This window comes from Pseudomonas wayambapalatensis, assembly GCF_049942315.1.
Classification (GTDB): Bacteria; Pseudomonadota; Gammaproteobacteria; order Pseudomonadales; family Pseudomonadaceae; genus Aquipseudomonas; species Aquipseudomonas wayambapalatensis.
In genome coordinates this window covers 1-17477 of record NZ_JBNFMU010000187.1, presented here as the reverse complement: position 1 = coordinate 17477, position 17477 = coordinate 1, and the positions used below count along the sequence as shown (strand labels likewise).

Sequence of the window (17477 nt, the reverse complement as noted above, 5' to 3'; positions counted from 1 at the left end):
ACCTGTGAGCGCCTGCCAAGGCAGGCGCGCCGGCCCACTGCGGCCATAAAAGAGCGCTGCTGACATGAACAACAAAAATCAACGTGTCCTTGGCTTCATTCTGCTGGCCAGCGTCTATGCGCTGCCCAGCCATGCCGAACCCATTGTCTGGAAGGCCGGCAATCTCAGCATCAACCCATATGGCATTCTCGACCTGAACGTGCAGACGGGCTCGTTCAGTAAGACCGCCCCGGACCATACCATGGTCTCGGACGGCAACCTGCAGGCCTCGCGCTTCGGGGTAAAGCTCGACTATGCCCTGGGCGACAGCGGTTATGCCCTACAGGCGTTCGGCGAGCGCGGGCTGGTATTGCGGCGCATCTGGAAGGGCGGGCAAGTCTCGACCAACCGCGGCTATGGCGTCGGCGTCAGTGGCCCGTTCGGCTCGGTGGCCATGGGCAGCCTGTACATGCCGATCTACTGGGTGTTCCTGGATTCGGACGTCGCCCTATATGGGTTGTCGAACATGGCGGCGATCATGAGTCTGGAGCACACTGCGGTATTGGGTAAAAGCGGCACGGGCGGGTTCTACGACACCACGGTGCGCTACCGCTCGCCTGAAGTGAACGGCTTTTCCACCGAGCTGGGCTATTCCTACGGCAACTCCAGCATCGAGAACGGCCCCAACCAGAACCGCACCAGTGGCTTCAATGTGCGCTATCGCAACGGGTTCACCAAGTTGGGTTATGGCTACAACCGCCATGACTCGGCCCCTACCGAAACCAGCAGCGAGCTATACACCCAGACGACCCACGTGGTGTCGGGCAATTACCAGTGGGGTGGCGTGATCTGGGGGGCCAACTATGTGTACTCCAAGCGCGATACCGAGGCCCGCTGGTTCGCCTCGGCGAAGATGGTCAATGCGCGGATCGTCCTCGACGATCACAATGATCTGACCTTCGGCGTTTCCCAGCGAATCGAGGCCGAGGGCGCCCGGGCCTGGGCGGCCCATGCCGGCTACATCTATTCGTTCAACCCCAATACCCAGCTGTATACCTATGTTTCCCATATCAACAACAACAGCCATTCCACCCAGGGTTTCTCGCTGCTCAGTGAGGATTACCCCAGTGTGGCGGCCGGTTACGACCCTTGGGCGGGTACCTTGGGTATTCGCTGGAGCTTCTGAGTCTTGATAGCGACGAATCACATATTGCACCCGGAGCTCACACTCACCTGTGGCGCCCTGAGCGCCGGGGTGCTGCCCAGCCTGGGCGGCGCGCTGGGTTACCTGCGTCTTGGCAGCTTCGAGCTGCTGCGGCCCTGGGACGGCACCGACAGCGTTCGGCGTACGGCGTGCTACCCGCTGGTCCCGTACTCCAACCGTATCGCCCACGGGCGCTTTTGCGCCAATGGCGAGCCGCAGCAGCTGCGCCGCAATTTCGGCGATCACCCGCATCCGCTACATGGTCTTGGCTGGCAGCGAGCGTGGCAGGTAGATGCCCACTCGCCGCACAGCTGCCAGTTGAGCTTGCGCCACCAGGCCCGGGGCGCCGATGCCGAAGACTGGCCGTGGGACTTCGTCGCGTGGCAGTGCATCACCCTGAGTGGTGACGGCCTGCGCCTGCGACTGGGGCTCACCAACCTGAGTGAGCAGTCGATGCCGGTGGGTCTTGGCTGGCACCCGTACTTCGAGCGCCAGGGTGAATTGCAGCTGGGCTTCAGTGCCGCGCACGTCTGGCATGCCGGCGCGGATGGCCTGCCGGTCGAGCGTACGGCACTGCCGGAACCTTGGGACTTCGGCCTGCCCCGGGCAATAGGCGCTGTGGGCCTGGACAACTGCTTCGAGGGCTGGGATGCCCGTGCCAGTCTGTATTGGCCAGAGGCACAGGTCGGCCTGCGCATGGAAGCCGGCCCAGGGTTGGAGCACCTGGTGGTGTTCACGCCGCCAGCACCAGCGGACTTTATCGCGGTCGAGCCGGTCAGCCACCTCAACAACGCCATCAATTTCCCCACGCCTACGGCGCACGGCCTGGTCTGGCTGGCACCGGGGGCGTCGATCGAACGTGAGTTGCGCTTGCTGCCGAGCGGCGCCAACCTGGAGAACCCTGCATGAGTGAAACCCTGACCTGTGTGGTCCGCCAGCCGTCGGAACTGGGCGAGTGCCCGGTCTGGTCGGTCCGTGAGCAAGCCCTGTACTGGGCCGATATCCTGGCCGGGCAACTGCATCGCCTTGACCCCCGCGATGGCTGCGTGAGCACCTTGCAGTTGCCTGAGGAGCTGGGCTGTTTCGGCCTGCGCGAGCAGGGTGGCTTCATTGTCGCGCTGCGCACCGGCATCTACCTGCTCGATGCCCAGGGGCAGCTGGGCGAGCGCCTGGCCGACAACCCCAGCGGCGCAGAGCACAGCCGCTTCAACGATGGCCGCGTCGACCCTTGGGGGCGCTTCTGGGCTGGCACCCTGTGGCAACCGCGTGACCGCAATGGTGGGCAATTGGTGCGAGTCGATGCGCAGCACCGTGCCCAGGTTGTGGCCGGCGATGTGATGGTGTCCAACGGCCTCGCCTTCAGCCCGGACCGCGCGTGGGTCTACCACAGCGACACCCCCAACCATGTGCTGTACCGCTATCCGCTGGATGCCGATGGCCAGCCCGGCCCCCGGCAGTTGCTGCGCGAGTTCCCGCGTGGCAGTGGCGGGCGCCCGGATGGCGCGGCGTTCGACAGTGCGGGCTGCTATTGGAGCGCGCAGTTCGACGGCGGCCGGGTGCTGCGCCTGAGCCCTGATGGCCAGGTGCTGGCAGAAATCCAGGTGCCGACGCGTTGGCCGACCATGGTCGCCTTCGGTGGCGACGACCTGCGTACCCTTTACATCACCAGTTCGCGCGAGAACCGCAGCGCCGAAGACCTGGCGGCCTGGCCGCTGTCCGGCTGCGTGTTCGCCACCCGTGTCGACGTGCCCGGCTGCCCCGAGCCGCTGTTCGCCGGTTGAATCCATTCCACTTGCTCACGAGTACCTATCACCATGAACCGTCATACCGATACGCAGTACCCCAGCCTGGCCGGCAAAGTGATCTTTATCAGCGGTGGCGCCTCGGGCATCGGTCGCGCCTTCGTCGAAGCGTTCGTCGCACAGGGCAGCCGCGTCGCCTTCCTTGACCTGGATGCCGACGCCGGGCAGGCGCTGGCCCGGACGCTGGGCGCCAACGTGCTGTTCTTGCGCTGCGATGTGCGCGATATCGAGCGCTTGCAGGGGTGTGTGGCCGAAGTGGAACACACCTGGGGTGGCATCGATGTACTGATCAACAACGCAGCCCGCGATGACCGCCATGCCTTGGCCGATGTCAGCGTCGAGTATTGGGACGAACGCATGCAGACCAACCTGCGTCACGCCTTCTTCGCTGCACAGGCCGTCACGCCTGGCATGGCAAAGCGGGGCAGCGGGGCGATCATCAACATGGGCTCGATCTCGTGGATGCGCGGACGCCCTGGGATGATCTGCTACACCACCGCCAAGGCGGCGTTGAACGGAATGACCCGCACCTTGGCACGCGAACTGGGCGGGCAAGGCATCCGGGTCAATAGCCTGGTGCCAGGCGCTATTCGTACCGAACGCCAGGATGCCATGTGGGCCGCCGACCCTGCCGGTCTGGAGGCAGCCAGCCAGTCGTTCATCGACCAGCAGATGCTCAAGTTTCGTCTGGATGCCAGCGACTGCGCGCGCCTGGCGCTGTTCCTGGCCAGCGATGATAGCCGCGGCTGCACGGGTCAGAACTTTGTCGTCGATGCGGGACTGTCGATTCAATAACCCCACAACTCCTGACAGGGGTGATTCGGGCAAAAATCGTAGCGCTACGAAATTGATCCGGGTATGCTCTCGGAAAGTAATTTCGCAGCGCTACGATTATGCGTGGCGCCCTTGCTCAAAGGCTTAGGTTATGTCCGAAAAATACAAGAAAATCGAAGAACTCCGCAGTCAGCGGTGGTTCGCTCCAGACACCATCCGTGCCTTCGCCCATCGCCAGCGCCTGCAACAGATCGGACTGCGCCGCGAGGAGTTCATGGGCAAGCCGGTGATTGCGATCCTCAATACCTGGAGCGAGATGTCGCCCTGTCATTCGCACCTGCGTGAGCGTGCCGAGGCTGTCAAACGCGGGGTCTGGGCGGCCGGCGGCTTCCCAGTGGAGTTGCCGGTACAGTCGGTGGGCGAGGTAATGGTCAAGCCGACTACGATGCTCTACCGCAACCTGCTGGCAATGGAGGCCGAGGAACTGCTGCGCTCGTTGCCGATCGACGGCGCCGTGCTGCTAGGCGGCTGCGACAAGTCTACGCCTGGCCTACTGATGGGCGCGCTCAGCATGGACCTGCCGGTGATCTACTGCCCGGCGGGCCCGATGTCCAACGGTCAGTGGCGTGGCGTCAAGACCGGCGCCGGCACGCATACCAAGAAGTACTGGGACGAGCGCCGTCTGGGGCTGATCGACACTGTTGCGTGGGAAGAACTCGAAGGCGCCATGACCCGTTCGATCGGCACCTGCAATACCGTAGGCACGGCGTCGACCATGACCAGCATCGCCGACGCAATGGGCTTTACCTTACCCGGTGCATCGAGCATTCCTGCCGCGGATGGGGCCCACCCGCGGATGGCCTCGCAGTGCGGTTCGACAATCGTCGATCTGGTTTGGCGCGACCGCCGCCCCTCGACTTGGCTGACTGAAAAGCACGTAGCCAATGGCGTGGCGGTGTACATGGCAATGGGCGGCTCGACCAACGCCGCGATCCACCTGATTGCCATCGCCAGACGCGCCGGAATAGACCTGACCCTCGATCAGTTGGCCGCCGCAGCCGCGAAGATACCGGTGTTGCTCAACCTGTTCCCTTCCGGCACGGCACTCATGGAGGACTATCATTTTGCCGGCGGCCTGCGTGCGCTGATGCGCAAGATCGCATCGTATTTGCATCTGGAGTGCGAGGGGGCCACCGGGCAGAGCTGGGACAGCCTGTTGGCCGATGCCCCGTGCTACGACGACGATATCATTCGCCCCCTCGATAACCCGGTGGTCAGCCTCGAACAAGGCGCCACTTTGGCGCTGTTGCGTGGCAACCTCTGCCCCGATGGCGCGGTGATGAAATCCTCCGCAGCCGACCCGCGCCTGCGCCGTCACAGCGGCCCGGCACTGGTCTTCGATGACCACGAAACCCTCAGCCGGATGATCGACGACCCCGCCCTGGATGTCACTGCGGACACCGTGCTGATCTTGCGCAATGCCGGCCCCGTGGGCGCGCCGGGCATGCCCGAATGGGGCAACCTGCCGATACCCAAACGCTTGCTGGAAGCCGGTGTACGTGACCTGTTGCGCATCTCCGACTCCCGTATGAGTGGTACCCATTACGGCAGCTGCGTCCTACACGTGGCGCCTGAGGCCGCTGTTGGAGGGCCGCTGGCATTAGTCCGCACGGGCGACATCATCGATCTGGACGTCGCCGCCGGCACGTTGAACATGCGTGTCAGCGATGAGGAACTTGCCCAACGCCGCGCCGAGCATAGACCGCAGCACAGAACCTACGGCCGCTCTTTTGCTGCGCTCTACCAGCAGCATGTGACCCAGGCCAACGAAGGGTGTGATTTCGATTTCCTGCAGGCCGGCGAAGTCGTGCCCGAGCCACCCATCCACTGAACCTTGCTCAGGAAACTAACCGATGCTCGACCTCAAAGACCCTTCTCTGCTCAAACAACAGGCATTCATCGACGGCCAATGGGTGGGTGCCGACTCTGGTGAAACCGTTACCGTCACTAACCCCGCTACCGGTGAGGAACTGGCACGCATTCCGCAGATGGGCGCTGTCGAAGCCGAGCGTGCGGTACTGGCTGCTCACCGCGCCTTCAAACCGTGGAAGCGCAAGACTGCCAAGGAGCGCGCGGAGCTGCTGCAGCGCTGGTACGCGCTGATGGTCGAAAACCAGGAAGACCTCGCCCGCCTGCTGACCGCCGAACAAGGCAAACCACTGGCTGAAGCCCGTGGCGAATTGAGCAATGGCATGTCCTTCGTGCAATGGTTTGCCGAGGAAGCCAAGCGTGTTTATGGCGATACCATCCCGCAGCCTTCGGCAGACAAGCGCATCATCGTCACCAAGGAGCCGATTGGCGTAGCTGCGGCTATCACACCATGGAACTTTCCCCACGCGATGATCACCCGCAAGGTTGCCCCGGCCCTGGCCGCCGGCTGCCCGATGGTGTTGCGCCCGGCCAGCCAGACGCCGCTCTCGGCGCTGGCACTGGCAGCCCTGGCCGAACGTGCTGGGATCCCCGCCGGGGTGTTCAGCGTGGTCACCGGTAGCGCTACCCAGATCGGTAGCGTGCTGACAGGCCATCCGCTGGTGCGCAAGTTCAGCTTCACTGGCTCCACGCCAGTGGGCAAGCTGCTGATCGGACAATGCGCCGAGACCGTGAAGAAGGTATCGATGGAACTGGGCGGCAACGCGCCGTTCATCGTCTTCGATGACGCTGACCTCGACCTGGCCGTGGAAGGCGCGATGCTGTCGAAGTTCCGCAATGCCGGGCAGACCTGTGTCTGCGCCAACCGCATCTACGTTCAGGACGGTATCTACGACCGCTTTGCCGAGAGACTCGCCGCCGCTGCCTCGGCCCTACGCCTGGGGAATGGCGCTGAGGCCGGCGTCACCCAGGGCCCGATGATCGACGAGAACGCCGTGCGCAAGGTCGAAGAGCATATCAGCGATGCCCTTGAAAAGGGCGCACGACTGATCGCTGGCGGCCAACGGCATGCCCTGGGTGGTAGTTTCTTCGAGCCGACCGTGCTGACTGAAGTCACCGCGCACATGAAGGTGGCCCATGAGGAAACCTTCGGTCCTTTGGCGCCGCTGTTCCGCTTTTCCAGTGAGGAGGAGGTGGTCGAACTGGCCAACGCGACGGAGTTCGGGCTGGCTAGCTACTTCTACAGCCGCGATATCGGCCGCGTGCTGCGCGTCAGCGAAGACCTTGAATACGGTATGGTCGGCGTCAATACCGCGGCAATCGCCAACGAGATGGCACCATTCGGTGGCGTCAAGCAATCGGGCCTTGGTCGCGAAGGTTCGCGTTACGGCATCGAAGACTATCTTGAGATTAAATACGTGTGCCTCGGTGGCGTCGACCGCTGAAGCCGGCCAGAGGGGCAGATGCTGCCCCTCTGGCTGAGCCCCCACTTCCGAAGCCTCCAATGCAGCCCGCCGTTCTTGCAAGGCGGCTTGACACTCATCAGCCACGGCGCTCCGACAGCTTTCGGCGACACAGAGTGAGAATCTGGATTAAATTGTCGGGTCTGAGAATCGGAAGCCCGCTCCGCTCCCGTTGAGTATCAGCCGTGCGTTTTACCTCAGTGTGTCTCGGAGAATGCCAAGGGTGCGTTATAGCGATGCTACAAGTTGGCATGGGGCGAGGGGAGGTATCGTTCTACGAGTTATGAGTTCGAATGACTACGCTTCCGCCACTAATTTTCATCAAAGCCCTGATTCTTCAGGGCTTTTTTGTGCCTATGTGTTTTTGGTCCCCCATCTGGTCCTCCATAATTAGTTTGGCTTTTGCTGGTTTACAGCGGATTGTGATGGACGTGCTGTTTTCATGGCGCCTAAGGGCCATAACATCTGTTGTAGTCCTGGACCTTACTGACGCAGGCGCCGCTGCGAAAGTACGGAAAGAGTCCGGTTATGAGCAGGGAAAAGCGGACAAACGTGAGAGCCGCGCGAGCAGCAGAGCTAAAAAATAGTGTTTGGATAAGCCCGCCATAAAAGGCGAGCTGGTTCTAGGGCGGTTACCGTTGCGACTGCTTACTGGGTGTCCTGTCTTCTCGGCCAGTCCAGCGGGATAAGCGCATCGCCCGAAATCTTGTTCCAACGCTTACGAGTGGCAGCGACATACCGTGGATCATCACCGAAATACGCATGCTCAATCAGCAACACCTGCAGTCCCTCTTGCGCAGATGTTGTATTGAACAGGAAGTCCAGGTGTTTACGCATGGCCGAAACTTCCTCGTTTTCTCCGATGTCCGACTCGTCATCGCCACGTTGCGGATAGTAGGGTCGGCTGATCTGGTCGAAAGCGAGGAACACTGGTACCGGCGCGTTCACCTTGGCCAGGTACTTCTGAAGCGCGAACGACAAGGCAATGTGGATGGCCAAGTAGTTCTCATCCGAGCCCGCATCCGGGAGTCTCAAAACCGCACCGGAATTCTGTTCGATGATCGCGATATCAGGTGGTTTTGCGGAAAACTCCAGCTCGGCACCGATACACGGTTGGACAGTGGGCAAATCTGCGAACGCTTCGGAGAGATACTGAGAAATCTTGCGCTCCGCACGCGATAGTAGGATCTGCTTGGCGTCACTGTCGACAAGGGCTTCCAAGCCCTGGATCTGCTCACGCAAGACGTCCAAGTCGGGGCCTGGCAACGGCGTCGTAGGGTTCATTTCCAGGAACTGATGGTACGCACGCGCTTGGCCATGGCCAGTGTGCGTGCTCGGCGCAGGGTAGCGATGATCTCGATGATGTGGTCCAGTTTGATCTCGCTGACGGGAATGTTGCCGATCGTGGGCAGGATGTGATTGTTCAAAGCGCCGCGAAAGCCCGCGAGGGATTTGCTCACGAGGTCGTGCGACTTGAAGGCCAGCCACTGTTCGGCGACGTAACTGAATGTGCGTTCCTCATTGAGTAGCTGATCGGCGATTTTCTTGCGTTTGGCCTTCAGCGGGGCGACGTGATGAGCTACGTTCTAGCGCGCGGCTCGGGCCAAGTCGCGGGCGTCTTTCAAGCCAATGTCGGGATAACGGCCGATCGCATACACGTTCTCCTTGCCGTTCAGGCGATACCTCATCCGCCAGTATTTTGCGCCAGGCTTGTTCGACTTCTGTGAGGCCTGAACATGCAGGTAAAGACCGGGTACCTCGCCGTCGACGTACTTGCCGGGTTCAGCAATGGCACGCAAGAAGGCATCGCTGAGTTTACGCCGCAATGCAGGCTTGGGGAGGGAAGTCGTCATGTGCGGGTACTTTTTTCGAAATGGAAAAAGTACCCAAAAATATACCCGCAAGCGCATTGGAAATGAGCGGAATAGGACGGACGGCTTTGGACGAAGTATCAGCCTAATGCACTGATTCTATTGGTATTTATGGAGCTTGATGGAAGTCAGTCACAAGCTATCGGGATCCCCAAAAAACATCTGTATCCGCGACCGCAACCACCGCTCTGCCGGGTCGTTGTCCTGCGCCCCGCGCCAGGCCATGTGCAGTTCGAAGGTACGCACATCCAATGGCAGGTCTTCGGCGCGCAGGCCGCCGGCGGCGGTGAGGGTTTCTGCTGCATAGTCCGGTACCGTGGCGATGATGTCGGTGCCGGCGAGCAGGGTGCCGAGGCCGTTGAACTGCGGTACGGCCAGCACCACATGACGCTTGCGACCGATTTCCTCGAGGGTTTCGTCGATGAAGCCGGACAGGTCGCCGGCGAACGAGACCAGCGCATGCGGACGGGCGCAGAAATCGTCGAGGGTGATATTGCCCGGTACGCTGTCGGCGCGCAGCAATTTCGGCTTGCTGCGCCGCAGTACCTTGCGCTTGGCGTTGGCCGGAAGGTCAGCGGTATAGCTCACACCCACCGAAATCTCCCCGGAGGCGAGCAGGGTCGGCATCAGCAAATAGTTGACCCGCCGTACCACCAGGACGATGCCCGGCGCTTCGGCGCGGATGCGCTTGAGCAACTGCGGCAGTAAGGCGAACTCGGCGTCGTCCGACAGACCGATGCGAAATACCGAGGTGCTGGTGGCTGGGTCGAAGTCAGCGGCGCGGCTGACTGCGGTAGAGATCGAATCCAGGGCCGGGGAGAGCAGGGCGAAGATCTCGTGGGCGCGAGCCGAGGGCTCCATGCTTCGCCCGGTACGAACGAACAGTGGGTCGTCGAACAGGTTGCGCAGGCGTGACAGCGCCGCACTGATCGCCGGCTGGCCGAGAAACAGCTTTTCGGCTGCACGGGTTACGCTGCGCTCATGCATGAGCGTCTCGAACACGATCAGCAGGTTGAGGTCTACGCGGCGCAGGTCGTTACGATTCATCGGTGCGTTTCGCCTTGCTCAGGTGGGTCGGGGTGAATATTAAGGCCAAAGGCTGTTACCCTGCACGGGTTTACGGGGGCCAATGCAGCGATTTGCCCGTAGCCCAATCAATGACAGGCATGTCGACTATTAACGGCCACTGATGGTCTAACGTGCAAAGCCCGGATAAAGTCCGTGGTAATACGAGGTTCACAAAGGCGAGGTATGCGATGTCCCGCATGATCCGTTTCCACAAGTTCGGCCCGGCCGACGTGCTCCGTTGCGAGGAGCAGGCCGAACCGTCTCCCGCAGCGGGCGAAGTGCAGGTGCGCGTCGAGGCCATCGGCCTGAGCTGGTATGACGTGCTCTGGCGCCAGAACCTGGCACCATCGCAGGCACGCCTGCCGGCAGGGATCGGCCATGAAATGGCCGGGGTGGTCACGCAGGTCGGGGAGGGTGTCGACGATATCGTCGTGGGCGACCGTGTCGCCAGTTTCCCGGCGACCAGCCCCAATGAGCATCCGGTCTATGGTGATGTGATCGTGCTCCCTCGCACGGCCATTACCCGTTATCCCGACAACCTCACTCCGGTCGAGGCCAGTGTGCATTACACACCGCTGCTGATCGCCTACTTCGCCTACGTCGACCTGGCGCGGGCCAAGGCGGGACAGACGGCACTGGTCACCGATGCCAGCCATTGCGCAGGCCCTGCCTTCGTGCAGTTGGGCAAGGCCTTGGGCTTGAAGGTGTTCGCCGCCACCAAGGAGCCGGAGCAGCGTGACTACCTGCTGAGCCTGGGGGCTGACAAGGTGATCGTCACCGAGGAGCAGGACCTGCTGATGCAGATCGGCAAATATACCGATGGCCGCGGCGTGGACATGGTCCTGGATGGCATGGGTGGGCCGCAGATGTCGCTCCTCGGCGATGTCCTTGCGCCTCGCGGCAGCCTGGTGCTGTATGGCCTGCAGGGGGGCAACCAGACGCCATTCCCGGCGTGTGCGGCGTTCCAGAAGAACATCCAGTTCTACGTTCACTGTATTGGCAACTTCACCGGCAAGCCGGAGTTGGGTATTGCCCAGGACCAGGTCGCCCTGCAGCGGGCGTTGCGAGACATCAACCAGTTCACCGCCGACAAGCTGCTGACGCCGCAGATCATCAAGGTCTACCCGTTCGAGCAGGTTGTCGAGGCTCATCGCCTGATGGATGAATGCCCCTGTGGCGGGCGGATCGTGCTGGACATGGGAACTGCGTGATTGCAGCACATCGAGTTGCATGAAAAACCGGGCCTAGGCCCGGTTTTTTTCTGATATTTCCTACAAAAATTTAATTAAGGTCCGACGCAATTAAGGCTGTCGCGTTAATGCTGTTTGCTTGTCATTTCTGATCAGGATTCCATACTTGGGTTTTCTTTTGTTGTATGTAGATCAATACCGCTCTCCTGAATGGTTTTTTTACCTGGATCTGTATCTTTTATTCAGTCGACAACCCTCGATAATGGCTCTGTGATACTTGACGTGGCTCGGCTGAATGAAGCGTGTTGGCGCTGCTGATGCGGCCCAGGGCGCCTGCAGGGGCATTGCAAATGCCTCTGCATTGAGTGAGTGCCGGCCTACTGTTGCCTGGAAATTTCCTAATAACTTGTGGGAAATATCTTGGAAGTGAATCGCGACCTGTTTCTCACGTCGGTGAATGCCGGCTTTCTTTGCGCTCAAGGAATGGAGTGGACCATATGAGCAATATCCATGAGCAGGCCATGCACTACATATATCAGCAAGTACTGGATCGTCTGCTGGAACATATGTCCCAGGCGCAACGGGCCTGCGTTCAATTGCTGATTCAGCGCCTGCTGGTGGCGGCAGGTGGCGTGGAGTACATCGGGGACTTTCGTGTGTTGGTGATACACGGGCATGACCGATGCAACACTCGCCTGCTGGCGTTTCTGCGTGCTGCGCAACTGAGCATCGCGCTACGCGCGCCCCACACGTTTCGCCTGCAAGTGGTGGTCGCTTGCCAGCCCGCACCGGGAGCAGAGGTGCTTGGCGGTCTGGAGAGCACCTTCAGTGCGCTGTTCCTGCAGGATGACCCCCGTGTGGAGTTACTGCTGGCTGGCGGCCAACAACTGCAGCCTTTCAGCCGCCACGCTGCGTCGGCTGCCAGCACATCGTACGAGCGCGAAGCGCTGCTGATGTTCGGTCACCTTTCTGCTGGGCGAGCAGAATCCTTGCTAGGCAGTCGTCTGCACCTTGAACTGGCCGAAACGCTGCGCCGCATCCTGTCCCAGGGGGCGATGCCCAGCGCTTTGGTCACGGCGATCCCTGTGCGGCAGCGGCGACGTTACCTGGCCTGGAGTCGTACCGTCATGCGTCTGACCGGCGAGCGCGGAAGCCATGCCATACACCAGTGCGCCGCAGTGTTGTGCGAAACGCTGGGGCGCCTGCGAGCACTGGCTGCCAGGCCTACGGAGCACGTCGAGGCGAGAGCCCCGTCATGCCAGGGCCAGACGCCCCTGCGGGTGATCGCGGTCGATGACCTGATCAATGACTCCCGAGGGGAGGACGCGCTGTTTCACATGCTGGGTATCGAGATGCCTGTGTCAGCGCGCGAAGAGCCGCTGGCTGCGTTTTTCGACCCTGCGTACCTGACTCACCTGCAGCGACTGCGCGATCAATGTCTGCTGGGCAGGCGCGACGCCGTCCGGTCGGGGAAGGGCACGGGCAGGCATCTGTTTCAGGAGGCCTATGCTATCGACGACAGCCAGCTGATGTGCCTGTTGTACGCCCCGTTCGCCGAGCAGGGCCGTGGCTTGTTGGCGTTCCTGCAGCGCTGCCATCCGGCGATGCGCGTTGCACTGCCCTATCTGCACCGTGCCCTGCAGGGGCAGCCGTGTCCGGAAGCGGTCGTCCATTGGCTGATCAGTACCAGTGGATTGAGCCTGGCGCAGTTGCGCGTCATCTATTCGGGGGGGCTGCCGCATACGGCATCCCGGCTGGTCGCGAAGCTGACACGGCGTGACGTTCGGCTGCGGCTGCTGGCGCACCCCTTGCCTTGTGCCGAAGCGATGGCGAAGGTCGCCAGTTGATGGGGCGTTCCGTGCGGCGCGAGTTCGCCTATCAGACGGTCTATCGCTACCTCGAAACGCTGATCAGCCATGCCCGCGAGGGAGGGGATCCGCGCTTGCCGTCGCTGCGCGACCTGGCCCGGCGCATGCGGGTTTCCCTGGCCACGGTGCAGTATGCCTACAGCCTGTTGGAGCGCGAGGGGCGGGTACATTCGGTGCCCAAGTCCGGATATTTTGCGCAGGTGCCGGTCAATGAGCCCGCCAGTGCGCCGAGGTCGAGCACCGGCCAGTGCGCACCGTTCATTCTCCCGCCATTCTCATGTGGGGCGCTCGAGCCGCTGTTGCTGGCGCATGAGCGGCGTCTGGCGCGACAGTCTGCGCTGACGCAGACCGGCAGCGCGCTGCTGCGCAATGCGCTGGCCGCCCGCCATACCCGTTCTTCCAGGCAGTTCTGGCGAGCTGAGGACGTGCATCTGGCGACGGATGTCCAGGCGTTACTGCAGACATTGCTGCTTGCGCTGGACTTGCAAGGAGGCACGGTACTGGTGGCGACGCCCTGTTGCTGGCAACAGTTGCAGGTCTTGCAACAGCTGGGGATGCGCGTTGTCGAGTGGCCGCTCGATACCCAGGGTGGTTTGGACCTGGATACCTTGGCACAGCTGTTCAAGCGCGAGACCGTACGCCTGCTGTTGATGCCGTCATGCCTGGCGACCCCTCCGGGACGCCTGGTGTCGCTGGATGAGCAGCGTGAAGTGGCGCGTCTGCTGGCGGGATATCCGACGTGGCTGCTGGAAAACGACCTGGACAGCGACCAGTGTTTCGTTGCGCCACCTGCGACGCGCCTGCGCGACTGGGTCGATCCGCACTGGCTGCTGGTGTTGGGTTCGCTGGAAGGCATGATCGGCGCCGAAGCGCCCTACGCCTATGTACTGAGTCGGCACCCGGCAGTGTGCGAGGCTTTTGTGCGACGCAGTTTCGTGCTACCCCCGCGGCGTCAACAGGCGGTGGCCTGTCTGCTGAGCCGAGGCGATGTGGACAGTCATCTGCAGCAGATGCGCGACCGTCTGCAAATGCGCATGGCGATTCTATGCCATGCCGTCGAGCAGCATCTGGGCAATCTGTTGGCGTTCAGCGAACCTGAAGGCGGGCGTGTCCTGTGGTGTCGCCTGGGCTTGGCAGTGGATGTGCGTCAGTTGGTGGAAGCCCTGAAAACTTCGGCGCTGCTGGCGGCACCTGGAAATCTGTTCAGCCTGCGAGACGGCTATGACCACCACCTGCTGCTGGCCTGGCAGGGGGACGATGCCGGCGAGCTGGAGCAGGCACTCGAAGCGCTCGGAAAAAGGCTGCAGTGCTTGCATAGCAACGCACAAGACAGGTCGAACTGACCGTCGATCCGGCGCGCTTGCCAGGTTGCCTCGTCTGTATGTATAACCAGTATTCATGTTTGCCTGCGACGCCATGCCGTGATTGCCCATTCCGTCGAAGATCCGCTCTATTACCTGCACAACTTCCGCCAGGTGCTGAGGTGGGTCGAACACCGATACGCCGATATCCTTGACCCGCACGAACAAGACTTTCTCCGAGTCTTCAGCGGGCTGGCCCAGCCGACGCAGGCACTGTTGGTGCGCATGGTCATGCGCAAGGGCGAGCTGTTTCGCGGCGACCGGCTTGAATATGCCGAGATCGGCGACACGGGCGCAGCTTTGCAGCCTTTGCTCACGCTGGGCTGGGTCTGCGCGAGGCCGATACTGGGCCTGGAGCAGTTGTTCGCCTTGTTGCGCCGGGACGAACTGCTTACCTGCTTTGCCGATCAACTGGCCCATCCTCGCGTGACCAAGACCCAGTTGCTGGCTGCGCTGCGGCCATTGGATCTGCCAGACAGACCACTGTCTGCCTGGTTCGAGCAGGCGCCGGTGCAGATCCTGCAGTGGCGCTTGCAACCCCTGTGCGACCGCCTGCGCCTGTTGTTCTTTGGCAATCTTTATCAGGATTGGTCGGAGTTCGTGCTGGCCGATCTGGGCGTGCTGCGCTATGAGCAGGTGAGCTTCAGTGCGGATTCGCGCGCCTTGCGCCAGCGCGAGGAGGTCGATCTGGCGATGGCCTTGCATGCTTGCGCCGAGCGGCTGGAGCAGGGAGAGGCGCCAAGTACGTTGCTGCAGGCGTTGGAGCGGGCCAACAGCAGCAATCCCTGGTTGGCCAGGCGTCGCGCACGTCTGCTGTTTGCAATTGGCCAGCGCTGCGAGCGGCTTGGGCAATGGGATCTGGCCCTGAGTGTCTACGATGGGCTCGACCACCCCGAGGCGCGCATTCGCCAGGTGCGTGTGCTCGAGCGCAGCGAGCAGTGGCAAAGGGCGCAGGCACTGGCGTCACACATGGCCCAGACCACGGCCAATCCCCTCGAGGCCCAGGCGTTGGCGCGCATGCTGCCGCGCCTTGCACGCAAACTCGGAGGGCCGCCTCGACGCCGCGCGTCTGCTGCCGTGCAGACACTCATCGAACTGGCGTTGCCCGTGGAAATGTCCGCAGTGGGCGTGGAGGAAGCGGTGCGCCTGCACCTGGCGCACGCCGACGGCGAGGTCCATTACGTCGAGAACACCTTGTTCAACAGCCTGTTCGGCCTCTTGTGCTGGGAGGCGATTTTCGCGCCGCTGCCCGGCGCGTTCTTTCACCCTTACCAGGCGGCGCCCCAGGATCTGCACGACAGTGATTTCTCGGCGCGCCGCGCCGCCTTGTTCGAGGCCTGCCTGGGGCGGCTCGACGATGGCAGCTACCGACAGGCGATACGCACCTGTTTTGCCAACAAGCATGGGCTGCAGTCACCGTTCGTGTTCTGGCAGGTACTGAACGAGGCGCTGCTCGAGCAGGCCCTGGCCTGCATTCCTGCCGAGCATCTGAAGCAGTGTTTCCGGCGCCTGCTGCAGGATATTCGCAACAACCGCGCAGGTATGCCCGATCTCATCCAGTTCTGGCCGGGGCAGGGGCGTTACCGCATGATCGAGGTCAAGGGGCCGGGTGACCGCCTGCAGGATAACCAGTTGCGCTGGCTGGACTTCTGCCGTGAGCACGGCATGCCGGTCGCGGTATGCCATGTGCGCTGGTGCGAGGCCGCGTCGTGAGTCTGAGTGTGGCGGTACGTGCGCTGTGTGAGTTTGCCGCCAAGGTCGGCGACCTGGACTTGCGCTTCACGCCGTCGCCCACCGCCCAACAGGGCATCGACGGCCATCGACGGGTTGTTGCGCGGCGCGGTTCTGGCTACGAGGCGGAGGTATCGCTGGAGGGTGAGTACCAGGGATTGCGGGTGCGGGGGCGAGCCGACGGCTACGACCCGGTGCGCAACCGGGTGGAGGAGATCAAGACTCACCGCGGCAATCTCGACCGCCAGCCGGACAATCATCGGCAATTGCACTGGGCGCAGGCCCGCGTCTATGCCTGGCTGTTGTGCCAGTCGCGTGGGCTGGAGCGGATCGAGGTCACGCTGGTGTACCTGGACGTCGACAGCGACCGACAGACCTTGTTCAGCGAGCCGCAGCATGCCGCGCAACTGCAGCACTTCTTCGAGACCTTGTGCCAGCGCTTTCTTGGCTGGGCGCACGCCCAGGCCGCACGCCTGCGCCTGCGGGACAGCGATCTGCAGGGGCTGGCGTTTCCGTACCCACAGTTCCGCCAGGGCCAGCGCCAACTGGCAGAAACCCTGTACAAGGCCGTGGCCACCGGGCGCTGCCTGATGGCCCAGGCCAGTACCGGTATTGGCAAAACGCTCGGCACGCTGTTTCCGCTGCTCAAGGCCATGGCCCCGCAGCAACTGGACAAGCTGCTCTTCCTCACCGCCAAGACACCAGGCCGGGCACTGGCGCTCGACGCACTGCGCCAGATCACCGACACCACCCCGCAGCCCAGCCTGCGTGCGCTGGAGTTGATTGCCCGTGACAAAGCCTGCGAATACCCGGGCAGTGCCTGTCATGGTGAGTCCTGTCCGCTGGCCAAGGGTTTCTACGATCGGCTGCCAGCGGCTCGCGAAGCAGCGTCGCAGGTGGTGTTGCTCGACCGTGCGGGGTTGCGGGAGGTCGCGCTGGCACACCAGGTCTGCCCGTATTACCTGGGGCAGGAGATGGCGCGCTGGGTCGATCTGGTGGTTGCCGACTACAACTATTATTTCGACGCCCATGCGCTGCTGTTCGGCCTGACCCAACTCAACCAGTGGCGGGTGGCCGTGCTGGTGGACGAGGCGCATAACCTGGTGGAGCGCGGCCGCGCCATGTACAGCGCAAGCCTCGACCAAGGGCAACTGCTGGCCTTGCGCAAGGCCAAACCGGCGGGATTGAGCAGCGCTCTGGAGCGTCTCAACCGCCAGTGGAATGCGTTGTACAAGTC

The 17477-nt window shown here is 62.3% G+C and carries 13 protein-coding genes and 1 pseudogene; 11 read left to right on the top strand and 3 right to left on the bottom strand.

Going from position 1 to position 17477, the window contains the following annotated elements; all coding sequences use genetic code 11:
* Positions 1–64 precede the first annotated feature (64 nt).
* The 6 genes from ACPZMI_RS14570 (at position 65) to ACPZMI_RS14545 (ending at position 7133) form a co-directional block, all read left to right on the top strand.
* Complete coding sequence (locus tag ACPZMI_RS14570; RefSeq protein WP_186664197.1) at positions 65–1165, top strand: porin; 1101 nt, start codon at positions 65–67, stop codon at positions 1163–1165.
* A gap of 24 nt (positions 1166–1189) precedes the next feature.
* On the top strand, positions 1190–2092 hold the full coding sequence (locus ACPZMI_RS14565; RefSeq protein WP_426352520.1) for an aldose 1-epimerase: 903 nt from the start codon (positions 1190–1192) through the stop codon (positions 2090–2092).
* Complete coding sequence (locus ACPZMI_RS14560) at positions 2089–2964, top strand: 6-deoxy-6-sulfogluconolactonase (RefSeq protein WP_186664199.1); 876 nt, start codon at positions 2089–2091, stop codon at positions 2962–2964. The genes ACPZMI_RS14565 and ACPZMI_RS14560 overlap by 4 nt, the downstream gene beginning before the upstream one ends.
* A gap of 33 nt (positions 2965–2997) precedes the next feature.
* On the top strand, positions 2998–3780 hold the full coding sequence (locus ACPZMI_RS14555; protein ID WP_426352519.1) for a sulfoquinovose 1-dehydrogenase: 783 nt from the start codon (positions 2998–3000) through the stop codon (positions 3778–3780).
* A 130-nt stretch (positions 3781–3910) separates the two neighbouring features.
* Positions 3911–5650 (top strand): 6-deoxy-6-sulfo-D-gluconate dehydratase, encoded by a 1740-nt coding sequence (locus tag ACPZMI_RS14550; RefSeq protein WP_186711283.1) that lies wholly within the window; start codon positions 3911–3913, stop codon positions 5648–5650.
* A 22-nt stretch (positions 5651–5672) separates the two neighbouring features.
* The gene (locus ACPZMI_RS14545) at positions 5673–7133 is read left to right on the top strand and encodes a 3-sulfolactaldehyde dehydrogenase (RefSeq protein WP_186664205.1); all 1461 of its coding nucleotides are present in this window, start codon (positions 5673–5675) and stop codon (positions 7131–7133) included.
* 666 nt (positions 7134–7799) lie between these two features.
* On the opposite strand, the gene ACPZMI_RS14540 is transcribed toward ACPZMI_RS14545, so the two are convergent.
* The 3 genes and pseudogenes from ACPZMI_RS14540 to ACPZMI_RS14530 form a co-directional block, all read right to left on the bottom strand.
* Positions 7800–8393 (bottom strand): DUF3732 domain-containing protein, encoded by a 594-nt coding sequence (locus ACPZMI_RS14540; RefSeq protein WP_426352518.1) that lies wholly within the window; start codon positions 8391–8393, stop codon positions 7800–7802.
* Between the two features lie 53 nt (positions 8394–8446).
* Positions 8447–9004, bottom strand: a pseudogene (locus tag ACPZMI_RS14535) (tyrosine-type recombinase/integrase); the annotation flags it as partial.
* Positions 9005–9154: 150 nt separating this feature from the next.
* Positions 9155–10069 carry a LysR family transcriptional regulator gene (locus tag ACPZMI_RS14530; RefSeq protein ID WP_054893748.1) on the bottom strand — a complete coding sequence of 305 codons (915 nt, stop codon included), beginning with the start codon at positions 10067–10069 and terminating at the stop codon, positions 9155–9157.
* Between the two features lie 209 nt (positions 10070–10278).
* Here ACPZMI_RS14530 and ACPZMI_RS14525 point away from each other — a divergent pair, with 209 nt between their 5' ends.
* From ACPZMI_RS14525 to ACPZMI_RS14505, 5 genes are all read left to right on the top strand, one after another.
* Positions 10279–11301, top strand: a complete 1023-nt coding sequence (locus tag ACPZMI_RS14525) for a zinc-dependent alcohol dehydrogenase family protein (protein ID WP_426352517.1) — start codon at positions 10279–10281, stop codon at positions 11299–11301.
* 476 nt (positions 11302–11777) lie between these two features.
* Positions 11778–13127, top strand: coding sequence for a hypothetical protein (locus tag ACPZMI_RS14520; RefSeq protein WP_426352516.1), 1350 nt, complete (start codon positions 11778–11780; stop codon positions 13125–13127).
* On the top strand, positions 13127–14491 hold the full coding sequence (locus ACPZMI_RS14515; protein ID WP_426352515.1) for an aminotransferase class I/II-fold pyridoxal phosphate-dependent enzyme: 1365 nt from the start codon (positions 13127–13129) through the stop codon (positions 14489–14491). Before ACPZMI_RS14520 ends, ACPZMI_RS14515 begins: the two co-directional genes overlap by 1 nt.
* Before the next feature lie 78 nt (positions 14492–14569).
* The gene (locus ACPZMI_RS14510; RefSeq protein ID WP_426352514.1) at positions 14570–16222 is read left to right on the top strand and encodes a VRR-NUC domain-containing protein; all 1653 of its coding nucleotides are present in this window, start codon (positions 14570–14572) and stop codon (positions 16220–16222) included.
* The coding region (locus ACPZMI_RS14505; protein ID WP_426352513.1) for a DEAD/DEAH box helicase at positions 16219–17477 on the top strand (1259 nt) is incomplete at its 3' end. The genes ACPZMI_RS14510 and ACPZMI_RS14505, both read left to right, overlap by 4 nt.